This window comes from Enterobacter cloacae complex sp. IR5412 (genome assembly GCF_049237385.1).
In the GTDB taxonomy this organism is placed as follows: Bacteria; Pseudomonadota; Gammaproteobacteria; order Enterobacterales; family Enterobacteriaceae; genus Enterobacter; species Enterobacter intestinihominis.
In genome coordinates this window covers 26233-47851 of sequence record NZ_JBMKHQ010000021.1, presented here as the reverse complement: position 1 = coordinate 47851, position 21619 = coordinate 26233, and the positions used below count along the sequence as shown (strand labels likewise).

The 21619-nt window shown below is 54.6% G+C and carries 22 protein-coding genes; 8 read left to right on the top strand and 14 right to left on the bottom strand.

Going from position 1 to position 21619, the window contains the following annotated elements:
* Positions 1–226: 226 nt before the first annotated feature.
* Entirely contained in the window at positions 227–793 is a 567-nt protein-coding gene (gene gmhB, locus ACOTX2_RS23600; RefSeq protein ID WP_022647122.1) for a D-glycero-beta-D-manno-heptose 1,7-bisphosphate 7-phosphatase, read from the bottom strand.
* A gap of 188 nt (positions 794–981) precedes the next feature.
* On the opposite strand from gmhB, the gene metN reads away from it, so the two are divergent.
* From metN to proS, 6 genes are all read left to right on the top strand, one after another.
* On the top strand, positions 982–2013 hold the full coding sequence (gene metN, locus ACOTX2_RS23595) for a methionine ABC transporter ATP-binding protein MetN (RefSeq protein WP_006810022.1): 1032 nt from the start codon (positions 982–984) through the stop codon (positions 2011–2013).
* On the top strand, positions 2006–2659 hold the full coding sequence (locus tag ACOTX2_RS23590) for a methionine ABC transporter permease MetI (RefSeq protein ID WP_003856130.1): 654 nt from the start codon (positions 2006–2008) through the stop codon (positions 2657–2659). The genes metN and ACOTX2_RS23590 overlap by 8 nt, the downstream gene beginning before the upstream one ends.
* 40 nt (positions 2660–2699) lie before the next feature.
* Positions 2700–3515, top strand: coding sequence for a methionine ABC transporter substrate-binding lipoprotein MetQ (gene metQ, locus ACOTX2_RS23585; RefSeq protein ID WP_006810023.1), 816 nt, complete (start codon positions 2700–2702; stop codon positions 3513–3515).
* Between the two features lie 106 nt (positions 3516–3621).
* Positions 3622–4026: an Rcs stress response system protein RcsF gene (rcsF, locus tag ACOTX2_RS23580; RefSeq protein ID WP_003856133.1), complete on the top strand. Its 405-nt coding sequence runs from the start codon at positions 3622–3624 to the stop codon at positions 4024–4026.
* Positions 4023–4730 carry a tRNA (N6-threonylcarbamoyladenosine(37)-N6)-methyltransferase TrmO gene (gene tsaA, locus ACOTX2_RS23575; RefSeq protein WP_063148462.1) on the top strand — a complete coding sequence of 236 codons (708 nt, stop codon included), beginning with the start codon at positions 4023–4025 and terminating at the stop codon, positions 4728–4730. The genes rcsF and tsaA overlap by 4 nt, the downstream gene beginning before the upstream one ends.
* Before the next feature lie 112 nt (positions 4731–4842).
* A complete protein-coding gene (gene proS, locus ACOTX2_RS23570) occupies positions 4843–6561 on the top strand; it encodes a proline--tRNA ligase (protein WP_063148461.1) in 1719 nt (572 codons plus the stop codon).
* A gap of 46 nt (positions 6562–6607) precedes the next feature.
* Here the strand turns inward: proS and nlpE are convergent, their stop codons facing one another.
* From nlpE to ACOTX2_RS23555, 3 genes are read right to left on the bottom strand one after another with little or no spacing between them, the layout of a single operon-like run.
* Positions 6608–7306: an envelope stress response activation lipoprotein NlpE gene (nlpE, locus tag ACOTX2_RS23565; protein ID WP_006810026.1), complete on the bottom strand. Its 699-nt coding sequence runs from the start codon at positions 7304–7306 to the stop codon at positions 6608–6610.
* A gap of 39 nt (positions 7307–7345) precedes the next feature.
* A complete protein-coding gene (gene arfB / locus ACOTX2_RS23560; protein WP_022647119.1) occupies positions 7346–7762 on the bottom strand; it encodes an alternative ribosome rescue aminoacyl-tRNA hydrolase ArfB in 417 nt (138 codons plus the stop codon).
* Positions 7759–8304 carry a YaeQ family protein gene (locus ACOTX2_RS23555; protein WP_022647118.1) on the bottom strand — a complete coding sequence of 182 codons (546 nt, stop codon included), beginning with the start codon at positions 8302–8304 and terminating at the stop codon, positions 7759–7761. The genes arfB and ACOTX2_RS23555 overlap by 4 nt, the downstream gene beginning before the upstream one ends.
* A 195-nt stretch (positions 8305–8499) precedes the next feature.
* Here ACOTX2_RS23555 and ACOTX2_RS23550 point away from each other — a divergent pair, with 195 nt between their 5' ends.
* Positions 8500–8700: a YaeP family protein gene (locus tag ACOTX2_RS23550; protein ID WP_003856146.1), complete on the top strand. Its 201-nt coding sequence runs from the start codon at positions 8500–8502 to the stop codon at positions 8698–8700.
* On the top strand, positions 8687–8947 hold the full coding sequence (gene rof, locus ACOTX2_RS23545) for a Rho-binding antiterminator (RefSeq protein WP_023305471.1): 261 nt from the start codon (positions 8687–8689) through the stop codon (positions 8945–8947). Before ACOTX2_RS23550 ends, rof begins: the two co-directional genes overlap by 14 nt.
* Positions 8948–8973: 26 nt before the next feature.
* Here the strand turns inward: rof and tilS are convergent, their stop codons facing one another.
* The 10 genes from tilS to lpxD form a co-directional block, all read right to left on the bottom strand.
* Positions 8974–10260, bottom strand: a complete 1287-nt coding sequence (gene tilS / locus ACOTX2_RS23540; RefSeq protein WP_063148460.1) for a tRNA lysidine(34) synthetase TilS — start codon at positions 10258–10260, stop codon at positions 8974–8976.
* Positions 10261–10318: 58 nt separating this feature from the next.
* Positions 10319–10708, bottom strand: a complete 390-nt coding sequence (locus ACOTX2_RS23535; protein ID WP_022647115.1) for a VOC family protein — start codon at positions 10706–10708, stop codon at positions 10319–10321.
* Positions 10709–10774: 66 nt separating this feature from the next.
* Entirely contained in the window at positions 10775–12907 is a 2133-nt protein-coding gene (locus ACOTX2_RS23530) for a lysine decarboxylase LdcC (RefSeq protein WP_058677790.1), read from the bottom strand.
* A 100-nt stretch (positions 12908–13007) separates the two neighbouring features.
* Positions 13008–13967, bottom strand: a complete 960-nt coding sequence (accA, locus tag ACOTX2_RS23525) for an acetyl-CoA carboxylase carboxyl transferase subunit alpha (protein WP_003856154.1) — start codon at positions 13965–13967, stop codon at positions 13008–13010.
* Positions 13968–13979: 12 nt separating this feature from the next.
* Entirely contained in the window at positions 13980–17462 is a 3483-nt protein-coding gene (gene dnaE / locus ACOTX2_RS23520; RefSeq protein ID WP_063148459.1) for a DNA polymerase III subunit alpha, read from the bottom strand.
* A 38-nt stretch (positions 17463–17500) separates the two neighbouring features.
* Positions 17501–18097, bottom strand: a complete 597-nt coding sequence (gene rnhB / locus ACOTX2_RS23515; RefSeq protein ID WP_022647112.1) for a ribonuclease HII — start codon at positions 18095–18097, stop codon at positions 17501–17503.
* Entirely contained in the window at positions 18094–19242 is a 1149-nt protein-coding gene (gene lpxB, locus ACOTX2_RS23510; protein WP_063148458.1) for a lipid-A-disaccharide synthase, read from the bottom strand. The genes rnhB and lpxB overlap by 4 nt, the downstream gene beginning before the upstream one ends.
* Positions 19242–20030: an acyl-ACP--UDP-N-acetylglucosamine O-acyltransferase gene (gene lpxA, locus ACOTX2_RS23505; protein WP_045333698.1), complete on the bottom strand. Its 789-nt coding sequence runs from the start codon at positions 20028–20030 to the stop codon at positions 19242–19244. Before lpxA ends, lpxB begins: the two co-directional genes overlap by 1 nt.
* Positions 20031–20033: 3 nt before the next feature.
* Positions 20034–20489: a 3-hydroxyacyl-ACP dehydratase FabZ gene (gene fabZ, locus ACOTX2_RS23500; protein WP_003856165.1), complete on the bottom strand. Its 456-nt coding sequence runs from the start codon at positions 20487–20489 to the stop codon at positions 20034–20036.
* Between the two features lie 104 nt (positions 20490–20593).
* A complete protein-coding gene (gene lpxD, locus ACOTX2_RS23495; RefSeq protein ID WP_063148457.1) occupies positions 20594–21619 on the bottom strand; it encodes a UDP-3-O-(3-hydroxymyristoyl)glucosamine N-acyltransferase in 1026 nt (341 codons plus the stop codon).

The following is a 21619-nucleotide window of genomic DNA, read 5'->3' as shown; positions in this document are numbered from 1 at the left end:
CAGTTGCGACGCGCTTCAGCGCTCTGTCGCGAGGTGGCGTATATTACGCTTTCCTCTTTCAGAGTCAACCCGTTATTTCAGGATTTTTTCTCTTCAACCGACCGGGTAGTCTGTGAAGTGATTCACATCCGCCGTGTCGATGGAGGCGCATTATAGGGAGCCGCCGAGGAATGACAAGCGGAAAAATGCATTTTTATTTCAACCGCTCACCTTTTCACCAAAACGTCTATTTTTGGTGCTTTTTAATCTCTTTTGGCAGATCTGCCAGACTAGTTATCACCCAGTCAGCTGCATTTTCTGCTTCTGGGGTGACTGGTTTACCGGTCCGCACTAATACTTTGGTTCCCACACCTGCCGCCGCCGCTGCCTGCATATCCTCCAGTTTATCGCCCACCATAAAAGACGCGGCCATATCAATGTGCAGGAATTCCTGTGCAGAGATAAACATGCCCGGGTGTGGCTTACGGCAATCACATGTCTGACGATACGCTTCTACTGTTCCCTGTGGATGATGCGGACAATAATAGATGCCATCAAGATCGACGCCACGATCGGCCAGAGACCAGTCCATCCATTCCGTCAGCGTCTCGAACTGCGCTTCGGTGAATTTACCCCGGGCGATACCGGACTGATTAGTTACCACCACCAGCGCATAGCCCATCTCTTTCAGCTGGCGCATGGCATCTATTACGCCCTCAATAAATTCGAACTCATCAATCTCATGGACGTAACCGTGATCCACATTAATTGTGCCGTCACGATCGAGAAAAATTGCGGGTACAGATTTTGCCACCGGTTTGCTCCTGAAAAAGGCTTGTTCAGCTAGTATCTCATGAATCGCAGCGCAATAAAGTGCTCATCGCACAGAGGTGGATTGATTTAGACGTCTGGATGCCTTAACATCCATTTTGTTTACGGTCATTCCCCGTATCTGGCAGAAGAAAATGCCACGGCTAACTTACATACGATAAAAATAATCTAATGATTAAACTTTCCAATATCACCAAAGTGTTCCAGCAGGGGAACCGAACCATTCAGGCGCTGAACAACGTCAGCCTGCATGTGCCTGCTGGTCAGATTTATGGCGTCATTGGCGCATCGGGTGCGGGTAAAAGTACGCTGATCCGGTGTGTTAACCTGCTTGAGCGCCCGACCCAGGGCAGCGTAGAAGTTGGCGGCCAGGAGCTTACCGCTCTCTCAGAAAAAGAACTCACCAAAGCGCGTCGCCAGATTGGCATGATTTTCCAGCACTTTAACCTGCTGGCCTCACGCACGGTTTTTGGAAACGTGGCGTTGCCGCTGGAGCTGGATAACACACCAAAAGAAGAGGTTACCCGACGCGTCACCGAACTGCTGGATCTGGTTGGGCTGGGTGATAAACATGACAGCTACCCGGCCAACCTCTCAGGCGGGCAAAAGCAGCGTGTAGCAATCGCTCGCGCGCTGGCAAGCAACCCAAAAGTGCTGCTGTGTGATGAAGCCACCAGCGCGTTAGATCCGGCCACCACGCGTTCTATCCTGGAACTGCTGAAAGACATTAACCGTCGTCTGGGCCTGACTATCCTCCTTATCACGCACGAAATGGACGTGGTGAAGCGTATCTGTGACTGCGTCGCCGTCATCAGCAACGGTGAGCTGATTGAGCAGGACACGGTCAGCGAAGTCTTCTCGCACCCGAAAACGCCTCTGGCTCAGCAGTTCATTCAGTCCACACTGCATCTGGATATTCCGGAAGATTATCTGGAACGTTTAAAAACAGACGCAACGCCTGACAGCGTCCCGATGCTGCGCATGGAGTTCACGGGCCAGTCCGTTGACGCACCGCTGCTGTCCGAAACCGCGCGTCGCTTTAACGTGAATAACAACATTATTAGCGCGCAGATGGACTACGCCGGTGGCGTGAAGTTCGGCATTATGCTGACGGAAATGCACGGCACACAGGAAGAAACCCAGGCGGCAATTGCCTGGCTGCAAGAACATCACGTAAAAGTAGAGGTGCTGGGTTATGTCTGAGCCGATGATGTGGCTACTGGTTCGCGGCGTTTGGGAAACGCTGGCAATGACCTTCGTATCGGGCTTTTTTGGTTTTGTGATTGGGCTGCCGGTCGGCGTACTGCTGTACGTCACGCGCCCGGGTCAAATTATTGAAAACGCGAAGCTGTATCGCACGCTCTCTGCGCTGGTGAACATTTTCCGTTCTATACCGTTTATTATCCTGCTGGTGTGGATGATTCCCTTTACACGCGTTATTGTCGGGACGTCGATTGGTTTGCAGGCGGCAATTGTCCCGCTAACCGTAGGCGCCGCGCCGTTTATCGCCCGTATGGTGGAAAACGCCCTGCTGGAAATCCCAACAGGCCTGATTGAAGCTTCCCGCGCTATGGGTGCGACGCCAATGCAGATCGTTCGCAAAGTTCTGCTGCCTGAGGCGCTGCCTGGGCTGGTGAATGCAGCAACCATCACGCTTATCACCCTGGTCGGTTATTCCGCGATGGGCGGCGCCGTGGGTGCTGGCGGTTTAGGCCAGATTGGATATCAGTACGGCTATATTGGCTATAACGCTACCGTAATGAATACCGTTCTGGTATTGCTGGTTGTGCTGGTTTACTTAATCCAATTCTCTGGCGATCGTATCGTCCGGGCTGTTACGCATAAATAACGTTACAAACAACACAAACTCGACGAGTTAAGGATATAACATGGCGTTTAAATTTAAGACCTTTGCAGCAGTAGGCGCACTGATTGGTTCGCTGGCACTGGTGGGTTGCGGTCAGGACGAAAAAGATCCGAACCACATCAAAGTAGGCGTTATCGTCGGTGCAGAGCAGCAGGTTGCTGAGGCCGCGCAGAAAATCGCGAAAGAAAAATATGGCCTGGACGTTGAGCTGGTGACCTTCAACGATTACGTTCTGCCGAACGAAGCGCTGAGCAAAGGCGACATTGACGCTAACGCCTTCCAGCATAAACCGTACCTGGATCAACAGATCAAAGATCGCGGCTACAAGCTGGTTGCTGTCGGTAACACCTTCGTTTACCCGATTGCCGGTTATTCCAAGAAAATTAAATCTCTGGATGAACTCCAGCCGGGTTCACAGGTTGCCGTCCCTAACGACCCAACCAACCTTGGCCGTTCGCTGCTTCTGCTCCAGAAAGTGGGCCTGATTAAACTGAAAGAAGGTGTTGGCCTGTTGCCGACCGTTCTGGACGTGACCGAAAACCCGAAAAATCTGAAAATTGTTGAGCTGGAAGCCCCTCAGCTGCCACGTTCTCTGGACGATGCACAGATCGCGCTGGCCGTTATCAACACCACTTACGCCAGCCAGATCGGTTTGACCCCTGCGAAAGATGGCATCTTTGTTGAAGACAAAGATTCCCCGTACGTCAACCTGATCGTGACTCGCGAAGACAACAAGGACGCGGAAAACGTGAAGAAATTCCTGCAGGCATATCAGTCTGAAGAAGTTTACCAGGAAGCCAATAAGGTGTTTAACGGCGGCGCGGTTAAAGGCTGGTAATCTCACCTCAGTGTAATATCATCAAGACGGGCATTTGCCCGTCTTGTCATTTGTGCGGTCAACTGCTTCAATATCTGACGTTTTGATTATCCACTGAGGAACTATTATGCGTGCTTTACCGATCTGTCTTTTAGCACTGATGCTGAGCGGCTGTTCTATGCTAAGCAGATCTCCTGTTGAACCCGTTCAAAGCACTGCAACCCCGCCAAAAGCGGAGCCAGCAAAACCGAAAGCGCCTCGCGCTGCGCCGGTACGTATTATTACCAAAGCCGACGAGCTGGTCGGTAAGCCATTCCGTGAACTGGGCGAAGTGAGCGGCGAATCCTGCCAGGCAACGAATCAGGACTCCCCTCCAAATATCCCAACAGCCCGCAAGCGTATGCAAATCAACGCGTCGAAAATGAAAGCCAACGCGGTGCTGCTGCACAGTTGCGAGGTCACCAGTGGTACGCCGGGCTGCTACCGTCAGGCGGTATGTATCGGTTCTGCGCTTAACATCACGGCGAAATGAGTTCATTTCAGTTCGAGCCGATAGGCGTGATCCGCTCCCCTTATAAAGAAAAGTTCGCCGTGCCGCGTCAGCCGGGACTGGTCCTTAACGGCGGCGGCGAGCTGCATCTTGTCGCGCCGTATAATCAGGCCGATGCAGTGCGCGGGCTTGAGGCATTCAGCCATTTATGGGTGGTGTTTGTGTTTCACCAGACCATGGAAGGCGGCTGGCGTCCTACCGTGCGTCCTCCTCGTCTGGGCGGAAATGCCAGAATGGGAGTTTTTGCCACCCGCTCAACGTTCCGACCGAATCCAGTCGGGATGTCGCTGGTCGAACTGAAAGGGATACGCTGTCAGAAAGATCGGGTGATCCTGGAGATAGGTAGCCTTGACCTGGTTGATGGCACGCCGGTCATCGATATTAAACCTTACCTGCCCTTCGCCGAAGCGCTGCCGGATGCCCGTGCAAGCTATGCTCAGGACGCCCCACAGGCAGAGATGCCGGTTTACTTCACATCTGAAATAACGACGCAAATCAGCCAGCTGGAAAAGCGCTATCCTCGTCTGCGTGACTTTATCGTCGAAGTCCTGGCGCAGGACCCTCGTCCCGCCTACCGCAAAGAGGAAGACGCAGGAAAAACGTACGCCGTCTGGCTGCTGGACTTTAACGTGCGCTGGCGCGTAACTGATGCAGGTTTTGAAGTGTTTGCCCTGGAACCCAGGTAATTTTGTTCTCCTCTCTTTTGGCATCTTTGCCACACTGGTAAACTAAACCACTTTTTTTGTGTCAGGCTGGTGTTTCAGCCTGTTCCAATCGTCGAAATGGAACCGTAACAACATGCGTACTAGCCAATATCTGCTCTCCACTCTGAAGGAGACACCTGCCGACGCCGAGGTGATCAGCCACCAGCTGATGCTGCGCGCCGGGATGATCCGCAAGCTGGCCTCCGGGTTATACACCTGGCTGCCGACCGGCGTGCGCGTCCTGAAAAAAGTCGAAAACATCGTGCGTGAAGAGATGAACAACGCCGGTGCTATCGAGGTGTTAATGCCGGTCGTTCAGCCTTCTGAACTGTGGCAGGAGAGCGGTCGCTGGGAGCAGTACGGTCCTGAACTGCTGCGTATTGCCGATCGTGGCGATCGTCCATTCGTCCTCGGCCCAACGCATGAAGAAGTGATCACCGATCTGATCCGTAACGAGCTGAGCTCTTACAAACAGCTGCCGCTGAACTTCTTCCAGATCCAAACCAAGTTCCGTGACGAAGTGCGCCCACGCTTTGGCGTTATGCGCTCTCGCGAATTCCTGATGAAAGATGCCTACTCTTTCCATACTTCTCAGGAATCACTGCAAGAGACCTACGACAAAATGTACGTGGCCTACAGCAAAATCTTCTCCCGCATGGGGCTGGATTTCCGTGCTGTACAGGCTGATACCGGTTCAATCGGCGGTAGCGCCTCTCATGAATTCCAGGTTCTGGCGCAGAGCGGCGAAGACGATGTAATTTTCTCTGACTCCTCTGATTACGCCGCCAACATTGAGTTCGCAGAAGCGCTGGCACCAAAAGAACCACGCGGCGCGGCAACGCAAGAGATGACGCTGGTTGATACGCCAAACGCGAAAACCATCGCCGAGCTGGTTGAACAGTTTAATCTGCCGATCGAAAAAACCGTGAAAACCCTGCTGGTGAAATCGGCTGAAGGCAGCGCTTACCCGCTGGTAGCCCTGCTGGTCCGTGGCGATCACGAGCTGAACGAAGTGAAAGCCGAGAAGCTGCCGCAGGTTGCCAGCCCGCTGACCTTCGCGACGGAAGCCGAAATCCGCGCCGTGGTGAACGCAGGCCCAGGTTCTCTGGGTCCGGTGAATATGCCTATTCCTGTAGTGATTGACCGCACCGTTGCGGCGATGAGCGACTTCGCTGCAGGGGCAAACATCGACGGTAAACACTACTTCGGCATCAACTGGGATCGTGACGTGGCGACGCCGGAAGTGGCTGACATCCGTAACGTGGTCGCAGGCGATCCAAGCCCGGACGGCAAGGGTACCCTGATGATTAAACGCGGTATCGAAGTAGGCCACATCTTCCAGCTGGGCGATAAGTACTCGCGCGCAATGAACGCTGCCGTTCAGGGCGAAGATGGTCGTAACCAGGTTCTGACCATGGGCTGCTACGGCATTGGGGTAACGCGCGTTGTTGCGGCCGCTATCGAGCAGAACTATGACGAACGCGGAATCGTCTGGCCGGATAACATCGCGCCGTTCCAGGTGGCGATCCTGCCAATGAACATGCACAAGTCTTACCGCGTGCAGGAGCTGGCAGAGAAACTCTACGCTGAGCTGAGCGCGAAAGGTATCGACGTGCTGATGGATGACCGTAAAGAGCGTCCTGGCGTGATGTTTGCTGATATGGAACTGATCGGTATTCCACACACCATCGTCATCGGCGACCGTAACCTCGACAGCGACGAGATTGAATACAAGTACCGTCGCAACGGCGAAAAACAGATGATCAAGACGGGCGACATTCTTGATTACCTGGTGAAAGCCATCAAAGGCTAAGAAACAAAAAAACCCCGCCAGTGCGGGGTTTTTTAATGGCTATAACTTATTTGCTTTCGCAGTCTTTACCCGCAGCAAACTTCGCGTCTTTATCTGCCACCAGCGTTTTCACCAGCTCACCGCTATCGGGGTTTGGCTCCAGCGTAAAATGCCCTTCAACCGTCAGCAACACTGGTTTGCTGTCGTTACCGCGCGCGACGGCATAGTCACGCTCCAGCTGGGCATTGTTCGCCACGCTGACTTTCTTCCCGGTCGCACAGTCCGTGAAGATCGCCGCATCCGCCATGTAGAAATACATCCCTCGCATCGCCATTGGGGTTGCAGGCAGGGTCGCTTTTACCGGGGCCAGCGTGTAGTTGAACTGGGATTCAATCGGATTGCCTTCGCGATCGAGCATCTCCATCCCCTCGCCTTTGGCGCGGAAATACGTTTTATCGCCCGTGGTATCAGTCAATACCAGCTTTTCAGCCGTACGCGCCCATGTTCCGTATGTTGCAAAAGAAGACGGCTCTTTCGCCCCCTGATAGCGCTGGTTCATCACCCAGGTGCCATCTTTTTGCAGGAACAGAGAGGTTTCGATGCCTTCACAATCTGCACATGGCAATACGCCGCGCCAGCTCTGCTGCATCGGCTTCAATTCTTCGTTTTGCGTTGGCTGTAGTACCTGTGTTTCTGAACGGTTGTTACAGCCAAAAAGCGCGAACAGGCTTGTCACGGCCAGCGCTGATAATAATGCTTTTTTCACAATACATTCCTTATGAAAAAGTGTGTCCCTTTCGTCACATTACGGATGACGGACTTTGCCACGCAGTGACTTTACGGTGGATTTCTGCGCCTTCGATGACAACCGACGTTCTTTCGATGCCCGCGTTGGACGTGTTGCCCGGCGACTTTTTTGTACAGCCGTCAGCTCTTTTATGACCGCCGCCAGTCTGGAAAGTGCCGCTTCCCGGTTCATTTCCTGGCTGCGATATTCCTGCGCTTTAATCACAATCACACCTTCACTGGTGATCAGATGATGGCTGGCGGCGAGCAGGCTTTCTTTATAATACTCTGGCAGGCTGGAGGCCCGGATGTCAAAGCGCAAATGGATAGCCGTTGAGGCCTTGTTAACGTGCTGCCCCCCTGCGCCCTGAGCACGGATGGCGGTGATCTCCAGCTCGTGATCAGGGATGCTGACGTTTCGGGACAACTCAATCATGATACGGGCTGCCAGGCCGTGAGATGAATTTCCAGATTATTCTGAGAATCGGAAAGCCAGATGGCGCCGTCCTGAATCGTTGCCTGAAGCGCCATTGTCCGGCTGGCGAATGCGCTCAGCTGTGCCAGTTGTTCATCATCCAGATACCAGACGGTAAGATTTTTGAACTGCGCACATTTATTTTTGTTTTGCTGCCACCAGATCTCCGCCGCGCGCTGGTTATAGGCAAACAACGCCACTTCAGCTGACTGGGTGCACGCCTTTTTGATCCGGCGTTCATCCGGCAGGCCAAGCTCAATCCATAAATCGATACCCAGATGATCGTTGCGCAGCCAGGCTTCCGGTTCATCTTCCGCGCTTAAACCACGGGTAAATTGCAGACGCTCGTCGGCATACTTAATCCACGCCAGCAGGCGCAGCATCATGCGCTCCTGGGTTTCAGAAGGGTGACGCGCCAGCGTCAATGACGCATCCAGAAACTGGTTACGGTCAAGATCCGCCACATTGACCACAGCTTTATAAATTGTCGCTTTCAGCGCCATGAGAGAACTCCTTTCGAATCAGGCGTACATTGTAGCGAAAACCGCAGCAAAAGGCTGTTACGAGGTGGTGGCACCCCGTTATCAAGGCGCTGATATTGCTTAAATGAGTATGGTATAGTCACCTTGCTAAACCGAGTTTAACTTCGTAGGCTTAATGATATCTCACAGTAAGTCAGTACGCTGGCAGGAGGTGATGTGAATAATTATTGTGAGTTGATTCGCAGACGGTATGCGGAAATTGCCAGCGGAGATCTGGGGTACATCCCGGATGCGTTGGGCTGTGTATTGAACGTGCTGAATGAAGTGGCCTCTGATGAGAGCCTTTCTGAATCGGTCAGGGAAAAAGCAGCGTATGCTGCGGCGAATTTACTGGTGAGCGATTATGTCGATGAATGATATCTATCAACCCATCAATTGTGATGACTATGACAACCTCGAACTCGCCTGCCAGCATCATTTAATACTGACGCTGGAGCTAAAAGATGGCGAAGTGCTAAAGGCAAAGGCCAGCGATCTGGTTTCCCGTAAAAATGTGGAATACCTGGTTGTGGAAGATGCAGGTGCAACGCGTGAGCTACGCCTCGACAAAATTGCCAGTTTCAGCCATCCGGAAATCGGCACCGTCGTGGTGAGCGAATCCTGATAACCAACGGGCAGCCAGGCTGCCCGTTACGCTTTCCATTCAAAATTGACACCCGCTTCAGCCCACCCTTCCTGGGTAATAAACACACCTGCCGCCGCGATGAGCGTGTCGCCGTAAAACAGAAGCGGCGTGGTATCACGTCGCCAGGGCGGAACGTTCTGTTCCTGCCAGATTTTCTTCAGTTTACGCCCGCCGTTACGCCCAACGATATGCAGCATGCCGCTGGCCCTGAAGCGTATGGTGACGTTCTCGTCCGGCTCAGGTAGACGCACATTGCCCGAATGGCTTAACGCAACGACACCGGCATTCAACGGTAGCGTTAATGCTTTTTCCGGCGACGGCCAGTCAAGCACAACGTCAGCCAGCGACGGCACAGATTTCACCCACCAGAGTTGCTCTTTATAGCGCCTGACGTCATAACCATTCAGGCGTATACACGGTGCGGCATCTTCCCGCGCCTGTGCAACTTCTTCCCAGATACGGTTGAGCATCGCCCGGGACGGCATAACCGCACGGTGGGAAGCCAGCCAGCGACGAATCAGAGCAGCCCGACGCACGGGGTTCATCACTTTCAACGGCGCAATGTTCAGGGCACCGTCAGCGGTAGTCAGCGTATTCAGCTCCCCGCTCAGCAACTCATCCAGCAAGCTTTCCTGTTCAGCACAAAGCATGGCACTTCTGGCCACCGCTTCGGAAAAATGGGCCCAGCGCTCACTCAGCAGCGGTAAGACGCGCAGGCGCAGGAAGTTACGGTCGTAACTGTCGTCCTGATTGCTTTCGTCTTCAATCCAGCGCAGATGATGTTGCTGCGCCCAGGCTTCCAGTGATGCGCGCGTCTCACCCAGTAGCGGGCGGATGAGCTCTGTTTCAGCAAAACCAGCACGCTCAGGCATGGCGGATAAACCCGCAGGCCCGCTGCCCCGCTTGAGCGCCAGTAAAAACGTCTCGCACTGGTCGTCCAGATGCTGCGCGGTGACCAACGCTTCTCCAGGCTGTAACGCGCCGGAAAACGCGGCGTAGCGGGCTTTGCGCGCCTGCGCCTCAATACCCAGCCCTTCATCCTCAAGCGTGACGCGTTCAACGATTAGCGGGATCGCCCACCCTGAGCACACCGCTTCGCAGTGCGCCACCCAGTCGTCGGCATGGGGGCTTAAGCCGTGATGGATATGCATCGCCCGCAGCTGGACGTCAGGCTCACGGTCGCGCCAGAGCTTAAGACGGTGCAGCAAAACGGTGGAATCCAGGCCACCGCTGAACCCCACCAGCAGCTGGCGGTAGGGTGAAACGGCGTGCGCGATAGCGGGTAAGGTCATAGGAAATTACACATAAAAAATGCCCGAACTGAACGGGCATTATCACACATGACGGCGATTACTGCTGATAAAGCTCCAGCGGCAGACCGTCCGGATCGTTGAAAAAAGTGAAACGTTTATCGGTGAAGGGATCGATGCGAATTGCTTCACAGGCCACGCCGTGGGCTTCCAGATGCTTTACCGCGCTGTCCAGGTTATCGACGCTGAAGGCCAGGTGGCGCAGGCCGCAGGCTTCCGGGCGCGAAGGACGCGCTGGCGGGAAAGGAAAAGAGAACAGTTCAATCACATATTGTCCGTTTAACGCCAGATCGCCTTTCCAGGAATCGCGCTCCTCGCGGTAGGCCTCGCTCAACAGCGTAAAGCCGAGAATGTCGCAGTAAAAGGCCTTACTTTTCGCGTAATCGGTGGCAATGATCGCAATATGATGAACAGCTTTTAAACCCAGCATAGTTTCTCCTTTTTATGGTGCCCTGAACGTTACAACCGACAACCCGCCCCTGGCAAGCGGCCCCTTTTATTTTAGGACTCTCACCCAGTACACGCCGTTATCATCGCGTTTCGCACCGTGAATATCCGTCTCAAAGCCCGGATAGTGGCGCCCTATCGAACAGAGCATCAGCAGGAAATCGAGCACCGCCCGGCTCTCCTCGGTGATCATCTCGCCCGGCATCAGCAGCGGTACGCCCGGCGGATAAGGCAGGATCATGTTGGCTGATACCCGCCCGACCAGGTTCTCCAGCTCAATGGTTTCAACCTCCCCTTTCACCTGGCGCTGCCACGCCCTGTGCGGCGTCAGCTTCATTTCAGGCAGAACATCAAATGCCTGCAGCATCAGGCGCGGCAGATCGTGCTGGCGGATCAGCCTGTGGATCCCCTGGGCCAGATCCTGAATACGCATATTGCGGTAGAAGTCAGGATCTTCCGCGTAGAGATCCGGCAGCATATTCTTCACCCGCAGGTTAAGATCGTATGCGCGCTTAAACTCCATCAGTCCGCGCAGCAGCCCCATCGCGCGGGTTTTATCGATCCCGATACTGAACAGGAACAGCAAATTATAGGGGCCGGTTTTCTCCACCACCACGCCGCGTTCATCAAGGAACTTCGCCACCAGCGCAGCCGGGATCCCTTCCTCACCCATCACACCCTGCTCATCCATACCCGGCGTCAGGATCGTCACCTTAACCGGATCGAGGAACATGTGGTCTGCATCAGCATCCCGAAAACCGTGCCAGCTCTCCCCCGGCGCGACGGGCCAGCATTCTGCTTCATCAATCTCTTCCGGCTGCCAGATATCAAAGAACCAGCCGTCCGCTTCATCTTTAAGTCGCTGAACCTCTTTTCGGAAATGCAGCGCCCGCTCCACCGAACGATTAATAAGGCGTTTCCCGGGATTGCCGCGCAGCATCGCCGCCGCCGTTTCGATGGACGCCACCAGCGGGTAGCTGGGCGACGTGGTCGTGTGCATCATGAAGGCTTCGTTGAAGGTGTCCTCGTCGTATTCGCCCTTGATGTGAATGAGAGACGCCTGGGAAAACGCGGCCAGCATTTTGTGCGTCGACTGCGTCTCGAAGAACACCTTGCCCGGCACCCGCTCGCCGCTCATCCCACTTTTACCCGAGTAAATCGGGTGGAAATTGGTGTAAGGCACCCACGCGGAGTCAAAGTGAATCGACGGCACGTCCAGCGTCTGCTTGATCCAGTTCGTGTTGTAAAGCAGCCCGTCATAGGTGGAGTTGGTGATCACCGCATGCACAGGCCAGCTTGCCTCGGGGATCGCCGCGATCTTATTTTCAATGGCTTCATGCGCGAACTCACGGCGAGGAATGCCGCCGAGGATCCCCAGCGCATTACGCGTGGGAGACAGCCAGAGCGGCACGACGTCACTCATCATCAGCAAATGCGCCAGTGATTTATGGCAGTTCCGGTCAATCAGCAGGGTGCTACCGGCAGGCGCGGCATACATCCCGACGATCTTGTTCGACGTCGAGGTTCCGTTGGTCACCATGTAGCTCTGCTCGGCACCAAAGGTCCGGGCGATGTACTCTTCGGCTTCCAGATGCGGGCCGGTATGATCCAGCAGCGAGCCCAGCTCGGTCACTGAAATCGACACGTCCGCCTTCAGCGTATTGCCGCCAAAGAAATCGTAGAACAGGCACCCTACCGGGCTTTTTTGATAGGCCGTTCCCGCCATGTGGCCTGGCGTACAGAAGGTGTACTTCCCTTCATTCACATAGGTGAACAGCGCACGCGTAAACGGCGGGGTGATGTTATCAAGGTATTCACCGGTGTACTGCTGAATGCGGGTCGCAATGTCCTCGGCAACGCCGAGTGAGTATTCGAAGAACCACAGCGCCATACGCATATCGTGTGCGCTGACGTCCATGGTCGAGTGAGTGTTGATAAAGGCGTACAGCGGAAGATATTCGTTGAGCTTATTGATCTCGCTGCACAACTCCATGTCGTATTCGTCCCAGTCGAATATCACGCCACAGATGCGCGGATTGTGTTCGATGAATTTCAGCAGGTCGGCGCTGTTTTGCGGCCAGATTAGCTGATATCCGCGTGCTTTAAGGGCTTGCTCCAGCTCCTTGATGGGTTCGTCTTTATAAAAGACGCCGTGTGGCCCCATGATGGCAATGATGTTCATGGTTTACCTCCTTGAAAAACATCAGATAAGCATAGTTAAGGTAAACGGCAGGTATAAAAAAAGCCGCAACAATGTGCGGCTTTTAGGATAATTGTGAGGCTTACGCGTAACCGTAGGTCATCAGGCGCTGATAACGACGGTTGAGCAGATCTTCTGTGCTCAGCACGTCCAGATCCGCCAGATCTGCCAGCAGCTGCGCTTTCAGGGAAGCAGCCATCACTTCCGGCTTACGGTGCGCGCCACCCAGCGGTTCAGGGATAACGGTGTCGATCAGCTTCAGCTCTTTCAGACGTGGAGCAATGATGCCCATCGCTTCCGCAGCCAGCGGCGCTTTATCGGCACTTTTCCACAGAATGGAGGCACAGCCTTCCGGAGAGATAACGGAATAGGTGCTGTACTGCAGCATATTCACTTTATCGCCCACGCCAATTGCCAGCGCACCGCCGGAACCACCTTCACCGATAACGGTACAGATGACCGGCACTTTCAGGCGAGACATCTCACGCAAGTTGCGTGCGATGGCTTCAGACTGACCGCGCTCTTCTGCGCCAACACCCGGGTAAGCACCCGGTGTGTCGATGAAGGTGATGATTGGCATATTGAAACGCTCAGCCATCTCCATCAGACGCAGGGCCTTACGGTAGCCTTCTGGTGCTGGCATACCGAAGTTACGACGGATCTTCTCTTTGGTTTCACGGCCTTTCTGGTGACCAATGATCATCACCGGACGTCCATCCAGACGCGCGATACCGCCGACGATAGCTTTATCGTCAGCGTATGCGCGGTCGCCTGCCAGTTCGTCAAATTCGTCAAACGCCAGGCGGACATAATCCAGGGTGTACGGACGCTGTGGATGACGCGCCAGCTGGGCGATCTGCCATGCGCCGAGATCGGCAAAGATTTTGCGCGTCAGTTCTACGCTTTTTTCACGCAGACGATGCACTTCTTCGTCGATGTTAATATCCAGTTTTTCATCCTGACGGCTTACGGCTGTCAGAGAATCGATTTTCGCTTCCAGCTCTGCAATCGGCTGTTCGAAATCAAGGAAATTCAGACTCATAGTATTCCTGTATTAGTCAAACTCCAGTTCCACCTGCTCCGAACCAATGAGGCCACGGAGATCGTTCAGTAAACGATCGCTCGGAGAGACACGCCACGTTGCACCAAAGCGCAACCGCGCACGTGCATCCGCCCTCTGATAGTAGAGATGTACTGGAATGGTCCCCGAGCGGTGGGGTTCCAGAGACTGACGGAGTCGGTTTAAAAGCTGGTCATCAATTTGCCTGTCCGTCAGCGAGATAGCAAGCCCGCGAGCATATTTTTCCCGGGCTTCGTCAATGTCCATCACTTCGCGGGCGGTCATTTTAAGCCCCCCGCTGAAGTCATCAAAGCTGACCTGTCCGCTGACGATAAGTATGCGGTCTTTTTCCAGCAATTGCTGGTATTTATCCAGCGCGTCGGTGAACAACATCACCTCCAGACGCCCGGAACGGTCATCCAGGGTACAGATGCCGATACGATTGCCGCGCTTGGTGACCATTACCCTTGCAGCAATCACGAGCCCCGCAGCCGTGGTGATTTTACCACGTTCTGTCGGATGCATGTCTTTAAGCCTGTGGCCGCCGACATAGCGCTCAATTTCTTTCAGATATTGGTTGATCGGGTGTCCCGTCAGGTACAGGCCTAACGTCTCACGCTCCCCATCCAGCACCACCTGTTCTGGCCACGGCTGGCAGTTGGAATAGGACTGCTCGATCTGCTCTGGCTCTTCCGCCAGCACACCGAACATATCCGCCTGACCAATGGCTTCCGCTTTAGCATGCTGATCGGCCGCTTTCAGCGCATCGCCGAGCGAGTTCATCAGCGCGGCGCGGTGTGGCCCCAGCCGGTCAAACGCACCGGACATGATCAGTTTTTCCAGCACGCGCCGGTTCAGTTTTTTGGTATCGGTGCGGGCGCACAGGTCGAACAGCTCGCGGAAATAGCCGCCGTTGTTACGCGCTTCGATGATCGCCTCGATCGGCCCCTCACCCACGCCCTTGATCGCGCCGATCCCATAGACGATTTCCCCGTCATCGTTGACGTGGAAATGGTACAGGCCCGAGTTAATATCCGGCGGCAGGATCTTCAGCCCCATGCGCCAGCACTCGTCCACCAGGCCAACCACCTTTTCGGTGTTGTCCATATCGGCGGTCATTACCGCCGCCATAAACTCAGCGGGATAGTGAGCCTTCAGCCACAGCGTCTGATACGAAACCAAAGCATAGGCGGCGGAGTGGGATTTGTTAAATCCGTACCCGGCGAATTTTTCCACCAGGTCGAAGATTTTCATCGCCAGTTCGCCATCGACGCCGTTTTTCTTCGCCCCATCTTCAAAGATGGAACGCTGCTTGGCCATCTCTTCCGGCTTTTTCTTACCCATCGCACGACGCAACATATCTGCGCCGCCAAGGGTGTAACCAGAAAGCACCTGGGCGATCTGCATGACCTGTTCCTGATACAGGATGATGCCGTAGGTTGGCTCCAGTACCGGCTTCAGGCTTTCATGCTGCCACTGCACATCCGGATAGGAAATCTCTTCGCGCCCGTGCTTACGGTCGATAAAGTTATCTACCATCCCCGACTGCAACGGGCCCGGACGGAACAGGGCCACCAGCGCGATCATATCTTCGAAGCAGTCTGGTTGCAGACGCTTAATCAAATCTTTCATGCCGCGGGATTCAAGCTGGAAGACGGCTGTCGTCTCGGAGCGTTGCAGCATGTCGAAACTTTTCTTGTCATCAAGCGGGATAGCCGCAATATCCAGCGGCGGCTCGCCGTTCTTCTCACGGCGGGCGTTGATCATCTCCAGCGCCCAGTTGATGATGGTCAGCGTACGCAAACCAAGGAAGTCGAACTTCACAAGCCCGGCGTATTCAACGTCGTTCTTGTCGAACTGGGTGACCGGATGCTGGCCCGCTTCATCGCAGTACAGCGGCGCGAAGTCAGTGATTTTGGTCGGGGCGATAACCACGCCCCCCGCATGCTTACCGGCGTTACGCGTGACGCCCTCCAGCTTGCGCGCCATGTCGATCAGCGCTTTCACCTCTTCGTCGGCTTCGTAGATTTCCGGCAGCTGAGGTTCAGCTTCAAAGGCTTTCGCCAGGGTCATGCCCGGATCGGGCGGCACCAGCTTAGAGATTCGATCGACAAAACCGTAGGGGTGGCCCAGAACGCGGCCCACGTCGCGGATAACCGCTTTCGCCGCCATCGTACCGAAGGTAATGATCTGTGAAACCGCATCACGACCGTACATATCGGCCACGTGCTCAATCACCTGGTCGCGTTTTTCCATGCAGAAGTCGACGTCAAAGTCGGGCATGGAGACACGTTCCGGGTTGAGGAAACGTTCGAACAGCAGGTCGAATTCCAGCGGATCGAGGTCGGTGATTTTCAATGCGTACGCCACCAGCGAGCCGGCACCTGAACCACGGCCCGGGCCAACCGGTACGCCGTTATCCTTCGACCACTGGATGAACTCCATTACGATCAGGAAGTAGCCAGGGAACCCCATCTGGTTGATCACCTGGAGTTCAATATCCAGACGCTCGTCATATTCAGGACGCTTCTCTTTACGGACCGCTTCATCCGGGAAGAGGAATTCCAGACGCTCTTCAAGGCCCTCTTTCGATTTCATGACCAGGAAATCTTCCGTGGTCATGTCGCCCGTCGGGAACTGCGGCAGGAAATATTCGCCGAGACGCACGGTGACGTTGCAGCGCTTGGCAATCTCTACGCTGTTTTCCAGCGCTTCCGGGATGTCGGAGAAGAGCTCACACATTTCCTCTTCGCTGCGCATGTACTGCTGCGATGAGTAGTTGCGAGGACGTTTCGGATCGTCGAGGGTGAAGCCGTCGTGGATAGCGACGCGAATTTCATGCGCGTCAAAATCGCCCGGCTCAAGGAAGCGCACATCGTTGGTGGCTACCACAGGCAGGCCACGCGCTTCCGCCAGGGCGACGGCCGCATGCAGATAGCTCTCTTCATCCGCACGCCCGGTACGGATTAGCTCCAGGTAATAGCGATCCGGGAAATACTCTTCGTAGAACGAGACGCACTGATCCACCAGCACGTTGTTCCCGCGTAGCAGACATTTGCCGACATCACCCATACGGCCACCGGAGATCAGCAGCAGACCTTCGTTCAGCTCCGCCAGCCAGTCGCGGTCAATCCATGGACCCAGCGCGCTGTAGCCGCGCTGGTAGGCTTTTGAGATCAGCAGAGTGAGGTTCTGATAGCCCGTGTTATTCATGGCTAACACGGAAATTTGCGTCATCTCATCGCCGAGCAGGTCGCTCTGCACGTGGAAATCCGCGCCGACGATGGGCTTTAATCCTGCTCCATGCGCCGTTCCGTAGAACTTCACCAGGCCACACAGGTTGGTAAAATCGGTGATCGCCAGCGCAGGCATGCCAAGCGAGGCCGCCTTCTTTACCAGCGGCCCGGTCTTTGCCAGCCCATCGATCATGGAGTAGTCGCTATGCACCCGCAGGTGTACGAAACGTGGTTCAGCCATCTTCAGATCCCGCGTTACTTAATTGCTTGCGTCTTGATTCAGGACACCAGTCCCAGCGCGCGTTTCACCGGGCCAAAGCTGCGCCGATGATGTTCAGTTGCGCCATGTTCAGCCAGCTTTTCCAGATGGAAAGCCGTTGGATATCCCTTGTGCTGGGCGAAACCATACGCGGGATAAGTGAGGTCCAGCGCGGCCATTTCGGCATCGCGCGTCACTTTGGCAATGATTGACGCCGCACTGATTTCTGCGACGCGGCTATCGCCTTTAACAACAGCCATTGAAGGCATCGGCAACGCCGGGCAACGGTTACCGTCGATCAGCACATACTCAGGCACAATCTTCAGGCCAGCAACGGCACGCTGCATCGCCAGCATGGTGGCGTGCAGAATGTTCAGATCGTCGATCTCATCCGGCTCTGCGCGCCCGAGACTCCAGGCCAGCGCCTTCTCTTTAATTTCATCGAACAGCGCCAGGCGGCGCTTTTCGCTCAGTTTTTTCGAGTCGTTCAGGCCAGGGATCGGGCGGGCTGGATCGAGGATCACCGCCGCGGTCACAACGGCACCCACTAACGGACCACGACCGACTTCATCCACACCGGCAACGAGGTGGGTATGGGGATAAATAAATTCCATCATTGTGCTAACTCCAGCACCGCATCGGCCGCCTGCTCATCAGCATTACAGCGGATCAGTTGATGCAGTTCACGGAAAGTATCATGCATCTGGTGGCTGGTTTTACCGTTGGCCAGCAGCGGCAGTAATGCATCAGCCAGTGCATGCGGCTGGCATTCATCCTGCAAGAGTTCTTTCACCAGCTCGCGACCTGCAAGCAGGTTTGGCAGGGATACGTAGTCTGTTTTTACCAGACGTTTTGCCAGCCAGAAGGTAAACGGTTTCATGCGATAACCGACCACCATTGGGCATTTTGCCAGCATACACTCCAGCGCAGCCGTGCCGGAAGCCAGCAGTGCGGCATCGCTCGCAAACATGGCTTGCCGCCCTTTCCCGTCCAGCAGGCGGACGTGAAGATCCGGGGCAACCTCGGCTTTGATACGCTCAAACTGCTCGCGGCGTTTGGCATTCACCAGCGGCACGACCACTTCAAGGTCTGGGTACGTCTTGCGGAGAATTTGCGCCGTTTTCAGGAAATCGGCACTGAGCATTTCAACTTCCGCACCCCGGCTCCCTGGCAGCAGCGCCAGACAGTGCACATCATGCGGGATGCCCAGTTCGTCACGCGCCGCATTTTTATCAGGGTCCAGCGGCATGGCATCCGCCATGGTATGACCGATAAAACGGCACGGGACATTAAACCTGTCGTAAAACGCTTTTTCGAAAGGCAGAAAAGCCAGCACCAGATTGGTGGACCGTCCGATTTTGAAAACGCGTTTCTGTCGCCACGCCCACACGGACGGGCTGACGTAATGGATAGTTTTGATCCCCTGCTTTTTCAGGTTCCCTTCAAGGGTAATATTGAAATCAGGTGCATCAATGCCGACAAAGACATCGGGCTTGAGGTCGGTAAAGCGGCGGGTAAGATCGGCGCGAATATGCAGCAGGCGACGCAGGCGGCCCAGCACCTCGACGATGCCCATCACAGCCAGCTCTTCCATTTCATACCAGGCTTCACAGCCTTCGGCCTGCATCAGCGGCCCAGCCACGCCCACAAAGCGGGCATTGGGTACACGGGCTTTAAGCGCGCGGATAAGACCTGCACCAAGAATATCGCCGGAGGTTTCTCCGGCGACCAGGGCGATAGTAAGCGGACGACTGTCGACCATTAACGAATCAGACCACGGGTTGAACGTTCAAAGAATTCCATGAACGTTTTCACTTCAGGGTGCTTATTCGCCAGCTCGGCAATTTCCGGCTTCGCCTCTTCCAGCGTTTTACCGCTACGGTACAGCAATTTGTACGCGTTGCGGATCGCGGTAATCGCTTCGCGGCTAAAGCCACGACGCTTAAGGCCTTCAATGTTCACGCCAAACGGCGTGGCATGGTTGCCCTGCGCAATCACAAACGGTGGGACGTCCTGCGCCACACCGGAGCACCCGCCAACCATCACGTGTGCACCGATGATGCAGAACTGATGGACTGCGGTCATGCCGCCAATAATTGCGAAATCATCGACCGATACGTGCCCCGCCAGCGTTGCGTTGTTGGCGAGAATACAGCGGCTACCCACGGTACAGTCGTGCGCAATATGCGCATTAACCATAAACAGGTTGTCGCTGCCCACCTTCGTCAATCCACCGCCTTGCGTTGTACCACGATGAATGGTGACGCTTTCGCGAATGCGGTTACGATCGCCGATTTCCACGCGGGTCGGTTCGCCAGCATACTTAAGATCCTGGTTAACTTCGCCGATGGAGGCGAACTGATAGATCTCATTGTTGCAGCCAATGGTGGTATGACCATTCACGACAACGTGAGATTTCAGTACTGTACCCTCACCAATTTCGACATGGGGTCCAACAATACAAAACGGGCCAATGTGGACGTTTGCGCCAATGATGGCACCCGTTTCCACAATGGTGGTAGGATGAATAAAGGCGGATTTATCAATCACGTATCAGGCCTCCCGGCTACGCGCACACATCATTGTCGCTTCGCAAACAACTTTGCCGTCAACCATAGCTACGCCTTTGAAGCGAGTCAGGCCGCGACGCGTTTTTTCAAAAGTGACTTCCATGATCATTTGATCACCAGGCACGACCGGACGCTTGAAGCGCGCCTCATCGATACCCGCGAAGTAATAGAGTTCACCCGGCTCCAGTTTACCTACGCTTTTAAACGCCAGAATACCGGTAGCCTGTGCCATCGCTTCCAGGATCAACACACCCGGGAAGATAGGTTTACCAGGGAAGTGCCCCTGGAAGAATGGCTCGTTAACGGAGACATTTTTCACTGCGCGCAGAAAACGACCTTCTTCAAAATCCAGCACACGGTCTACCAGTAAAAACGGGTAGCGGTGCGGCAGAAGTTCTAAAATCTCTTCAATATGCAGAGTATGAGTGTCAGTAGTCAAAATACTCTTCCTGTCAAATGTACTAAGTAGCAATAATAACACGGCCTGCCGGTTTATAAACAAAGCCGACAGGCCGGGAAATTTAGCGTTAAACGGATGAACGCTTAGTCTTGTTGATCGATTTTGCGCTCAATCGCTTTGAGTCGCTTGCTCATATCATCAATATTCATCACCAGTGCAGCTGTTTTACGCCATACCTTGTTCGGTTGCAGCGGGATACCGGAGGAATAAACGCCGGGCTCAGTGATGGGACGCATCACCATACCCATCCCCGTCACCGTGACTTTGTCGCATATTTCCATATGGCCATTGATCACGCTGGCACCGCCTATCATGCAGTAACGGCCTATTTTCAGGCTGCCTGCCATGATAACACCACCCGCAACTGCGGTATTGTCGCCAATCACAACGTTATGTGCAATCTGGCACTGGTTGTCTATGATAACACCGTTACCAATAATGGTGTCGTCAAGTGCACCACGGTCAATGGTTGTGCAAGCGCCGATCTCAACGCGATCGCCGATAATCACGCGACCCAGCTGCGGGATCTTAACCCAGTTACCCCGATCGTTGGCGTAACCGAATCCGTCAGAACCAATCACCGTGCTGGACTGTACGAGGCAATTCTCGCCAATCTCAACCTCATGGTAGACAGAAACATTGGCCCAAAGACGAGTCCCTGCGCCAATTTTCGTATTTTTTCCAACAAAGCAGCCTGGCCCAATCACCACGTTATCACCCAGCACAACGCCGGATTCGATAACGGCGTTTGCGCCGACTGCCACGTTGTTACCCAGCTGAGCCGTTGGATCAATCGCAGCGCTGGCTGCAATGTTCTGCGCCGGCTGCGGCGTGGTATCAAGAATTTGGGCGATACGTGCATAGGTCAGGTAGGGATTTTTCACTACCAGTGCAGCGTTAGTGGCAAACGGAAGATCGTCCTGCGTCAGAACAACGGCAGACGCCTGGCACTGAGCCAGGTGTTCACGGTACTTAGGGCTTACCATGAAGGTAATAGTGCCTGCTTTAGCAGATTGCATGGACGCAACAGCGGTGATGACGATATCGCCATCACCGTGTAATTCTGCATCCAACTGCTGAGCTAAATCAGCCAGTCGAATTGAAGGCAT

Excerpts from the sequence above, each read along its gene's own strand:
- metN (WP_006810022.1), top strand. The coding sequence starts at position 982 with ATGATTAAACTTTCCAATATCACCAAAGTGTTCCAGCAGGGGAACCGA.
- ACOTX2_RS23590 (WP_003856130.1), top strand. The coding sequence starts at position 2,006 with ATGTCTGAGCCGATGATGTGGCTACTGGTTCGCGGCGTTTGGGAAACG.
- metQ (WP_006810023.1), top strand. The coding sequence starts at position 2,700 with ATGGCGTTTAAATTTAAGACCTTTGCAGCAGTAGGCGCACTGATTGGT.
- rcsF (WP_003856133.1), top strand. The coding sequence starts at position 3,622 with ATGCGTGCTTTACCGATCTGTCTTTTAGCACTGATGCTGAGCGGCTGT.
- tsaA (WP_063148462.1), top strand. The coding sequence starts at position 4,023 with ATGAGTTCATTTCAGTTCGAGCCGATAGGCGTGATCCGCTCCCCTTAT.
- proS (WP_063148461.1), top strand. The coding sequence starts at position 4,843 with ATGCGTACTAGCCAATATCTGCTCTCCACTCTGAAGGAGACACCTGCC.
- arfB (WP_022647119.1), bottom strand. The coding sequence starts at position 7,762 with ATGATTGAGTTGTCCCGAAACGTCAGCATCCCTGATCACGAGCTGGAG.
- ACOTX2_RS23555 (WP_022647118.1), bottom strand. The coding sequence starts at position 8,304 with ATGGCGCTGAAAGCGACAATTTATAAAGCTGTGGTCAATGTGGCGGAT.
- rof (WP_023305471.1), top strand. The coding sequence starts at position 8,687 with ATGTCGATGAATGATATCTATCAACCCATCAATTGTGATGACTATGAC.
- tilS (WP_063148460.1), bottom strand. The coding sequence starts at position 10,260 with ATGACCTTACCCGCTATCGCGCACGCCGTTTCACCCTACCGCCAGCTG.
- ACOTX2_RS23535 (WP_022647115.1), bottom strand. The coding sequence starts at position 10,708 with ATGCTGGGTTTAAAAGCTGTTCATCATATTGCGATCATTGCCACCGAT.
- ACOTX2_RS23530 (WP_058677790.1), bottom strand. The coding sequence starts at position 12,907 with ATGAACATCATTGCCATCATGGGGCCACACGGCGTCTTTTATAAAGAC.
- accA (WP_003856154.1), bottom strand. The coding sequence starts at position 13,967 with ATGAGTCTGAATTTCCTTGATTTCGAACAGCCGATTGCAGAGCTGGAA.
- dnaE (WP_063148459.1), bottom strand. The coding sequence starts at position 17,462 with ATGGCTGAACCACGTTTCGTACACCTGCGGGTGCATAGCGACTACTCC.
- rnhB (WP_022647112.1), bottom strand. The coding sequence starts at position 18,097 with ATGATGGAATTTATTTATCCCCATACCCACCTCGTTGCCGGTGTGGAT.
- lpxB (WP_063148458.1), bottom strand. The coding sequence starts at position 19,242 with ATGGTCGACAGTCGTCCGCTTACTATCGCCCTGGTCGCCGGAGAAACC.
- lpxD (WP_063148457.1), bottom strand. The coding sequence starts at position 21,619 with ATGCCTTCAATTCGACTGGCTGATTTAGCTCAGCAGTTGGATGCAGAA.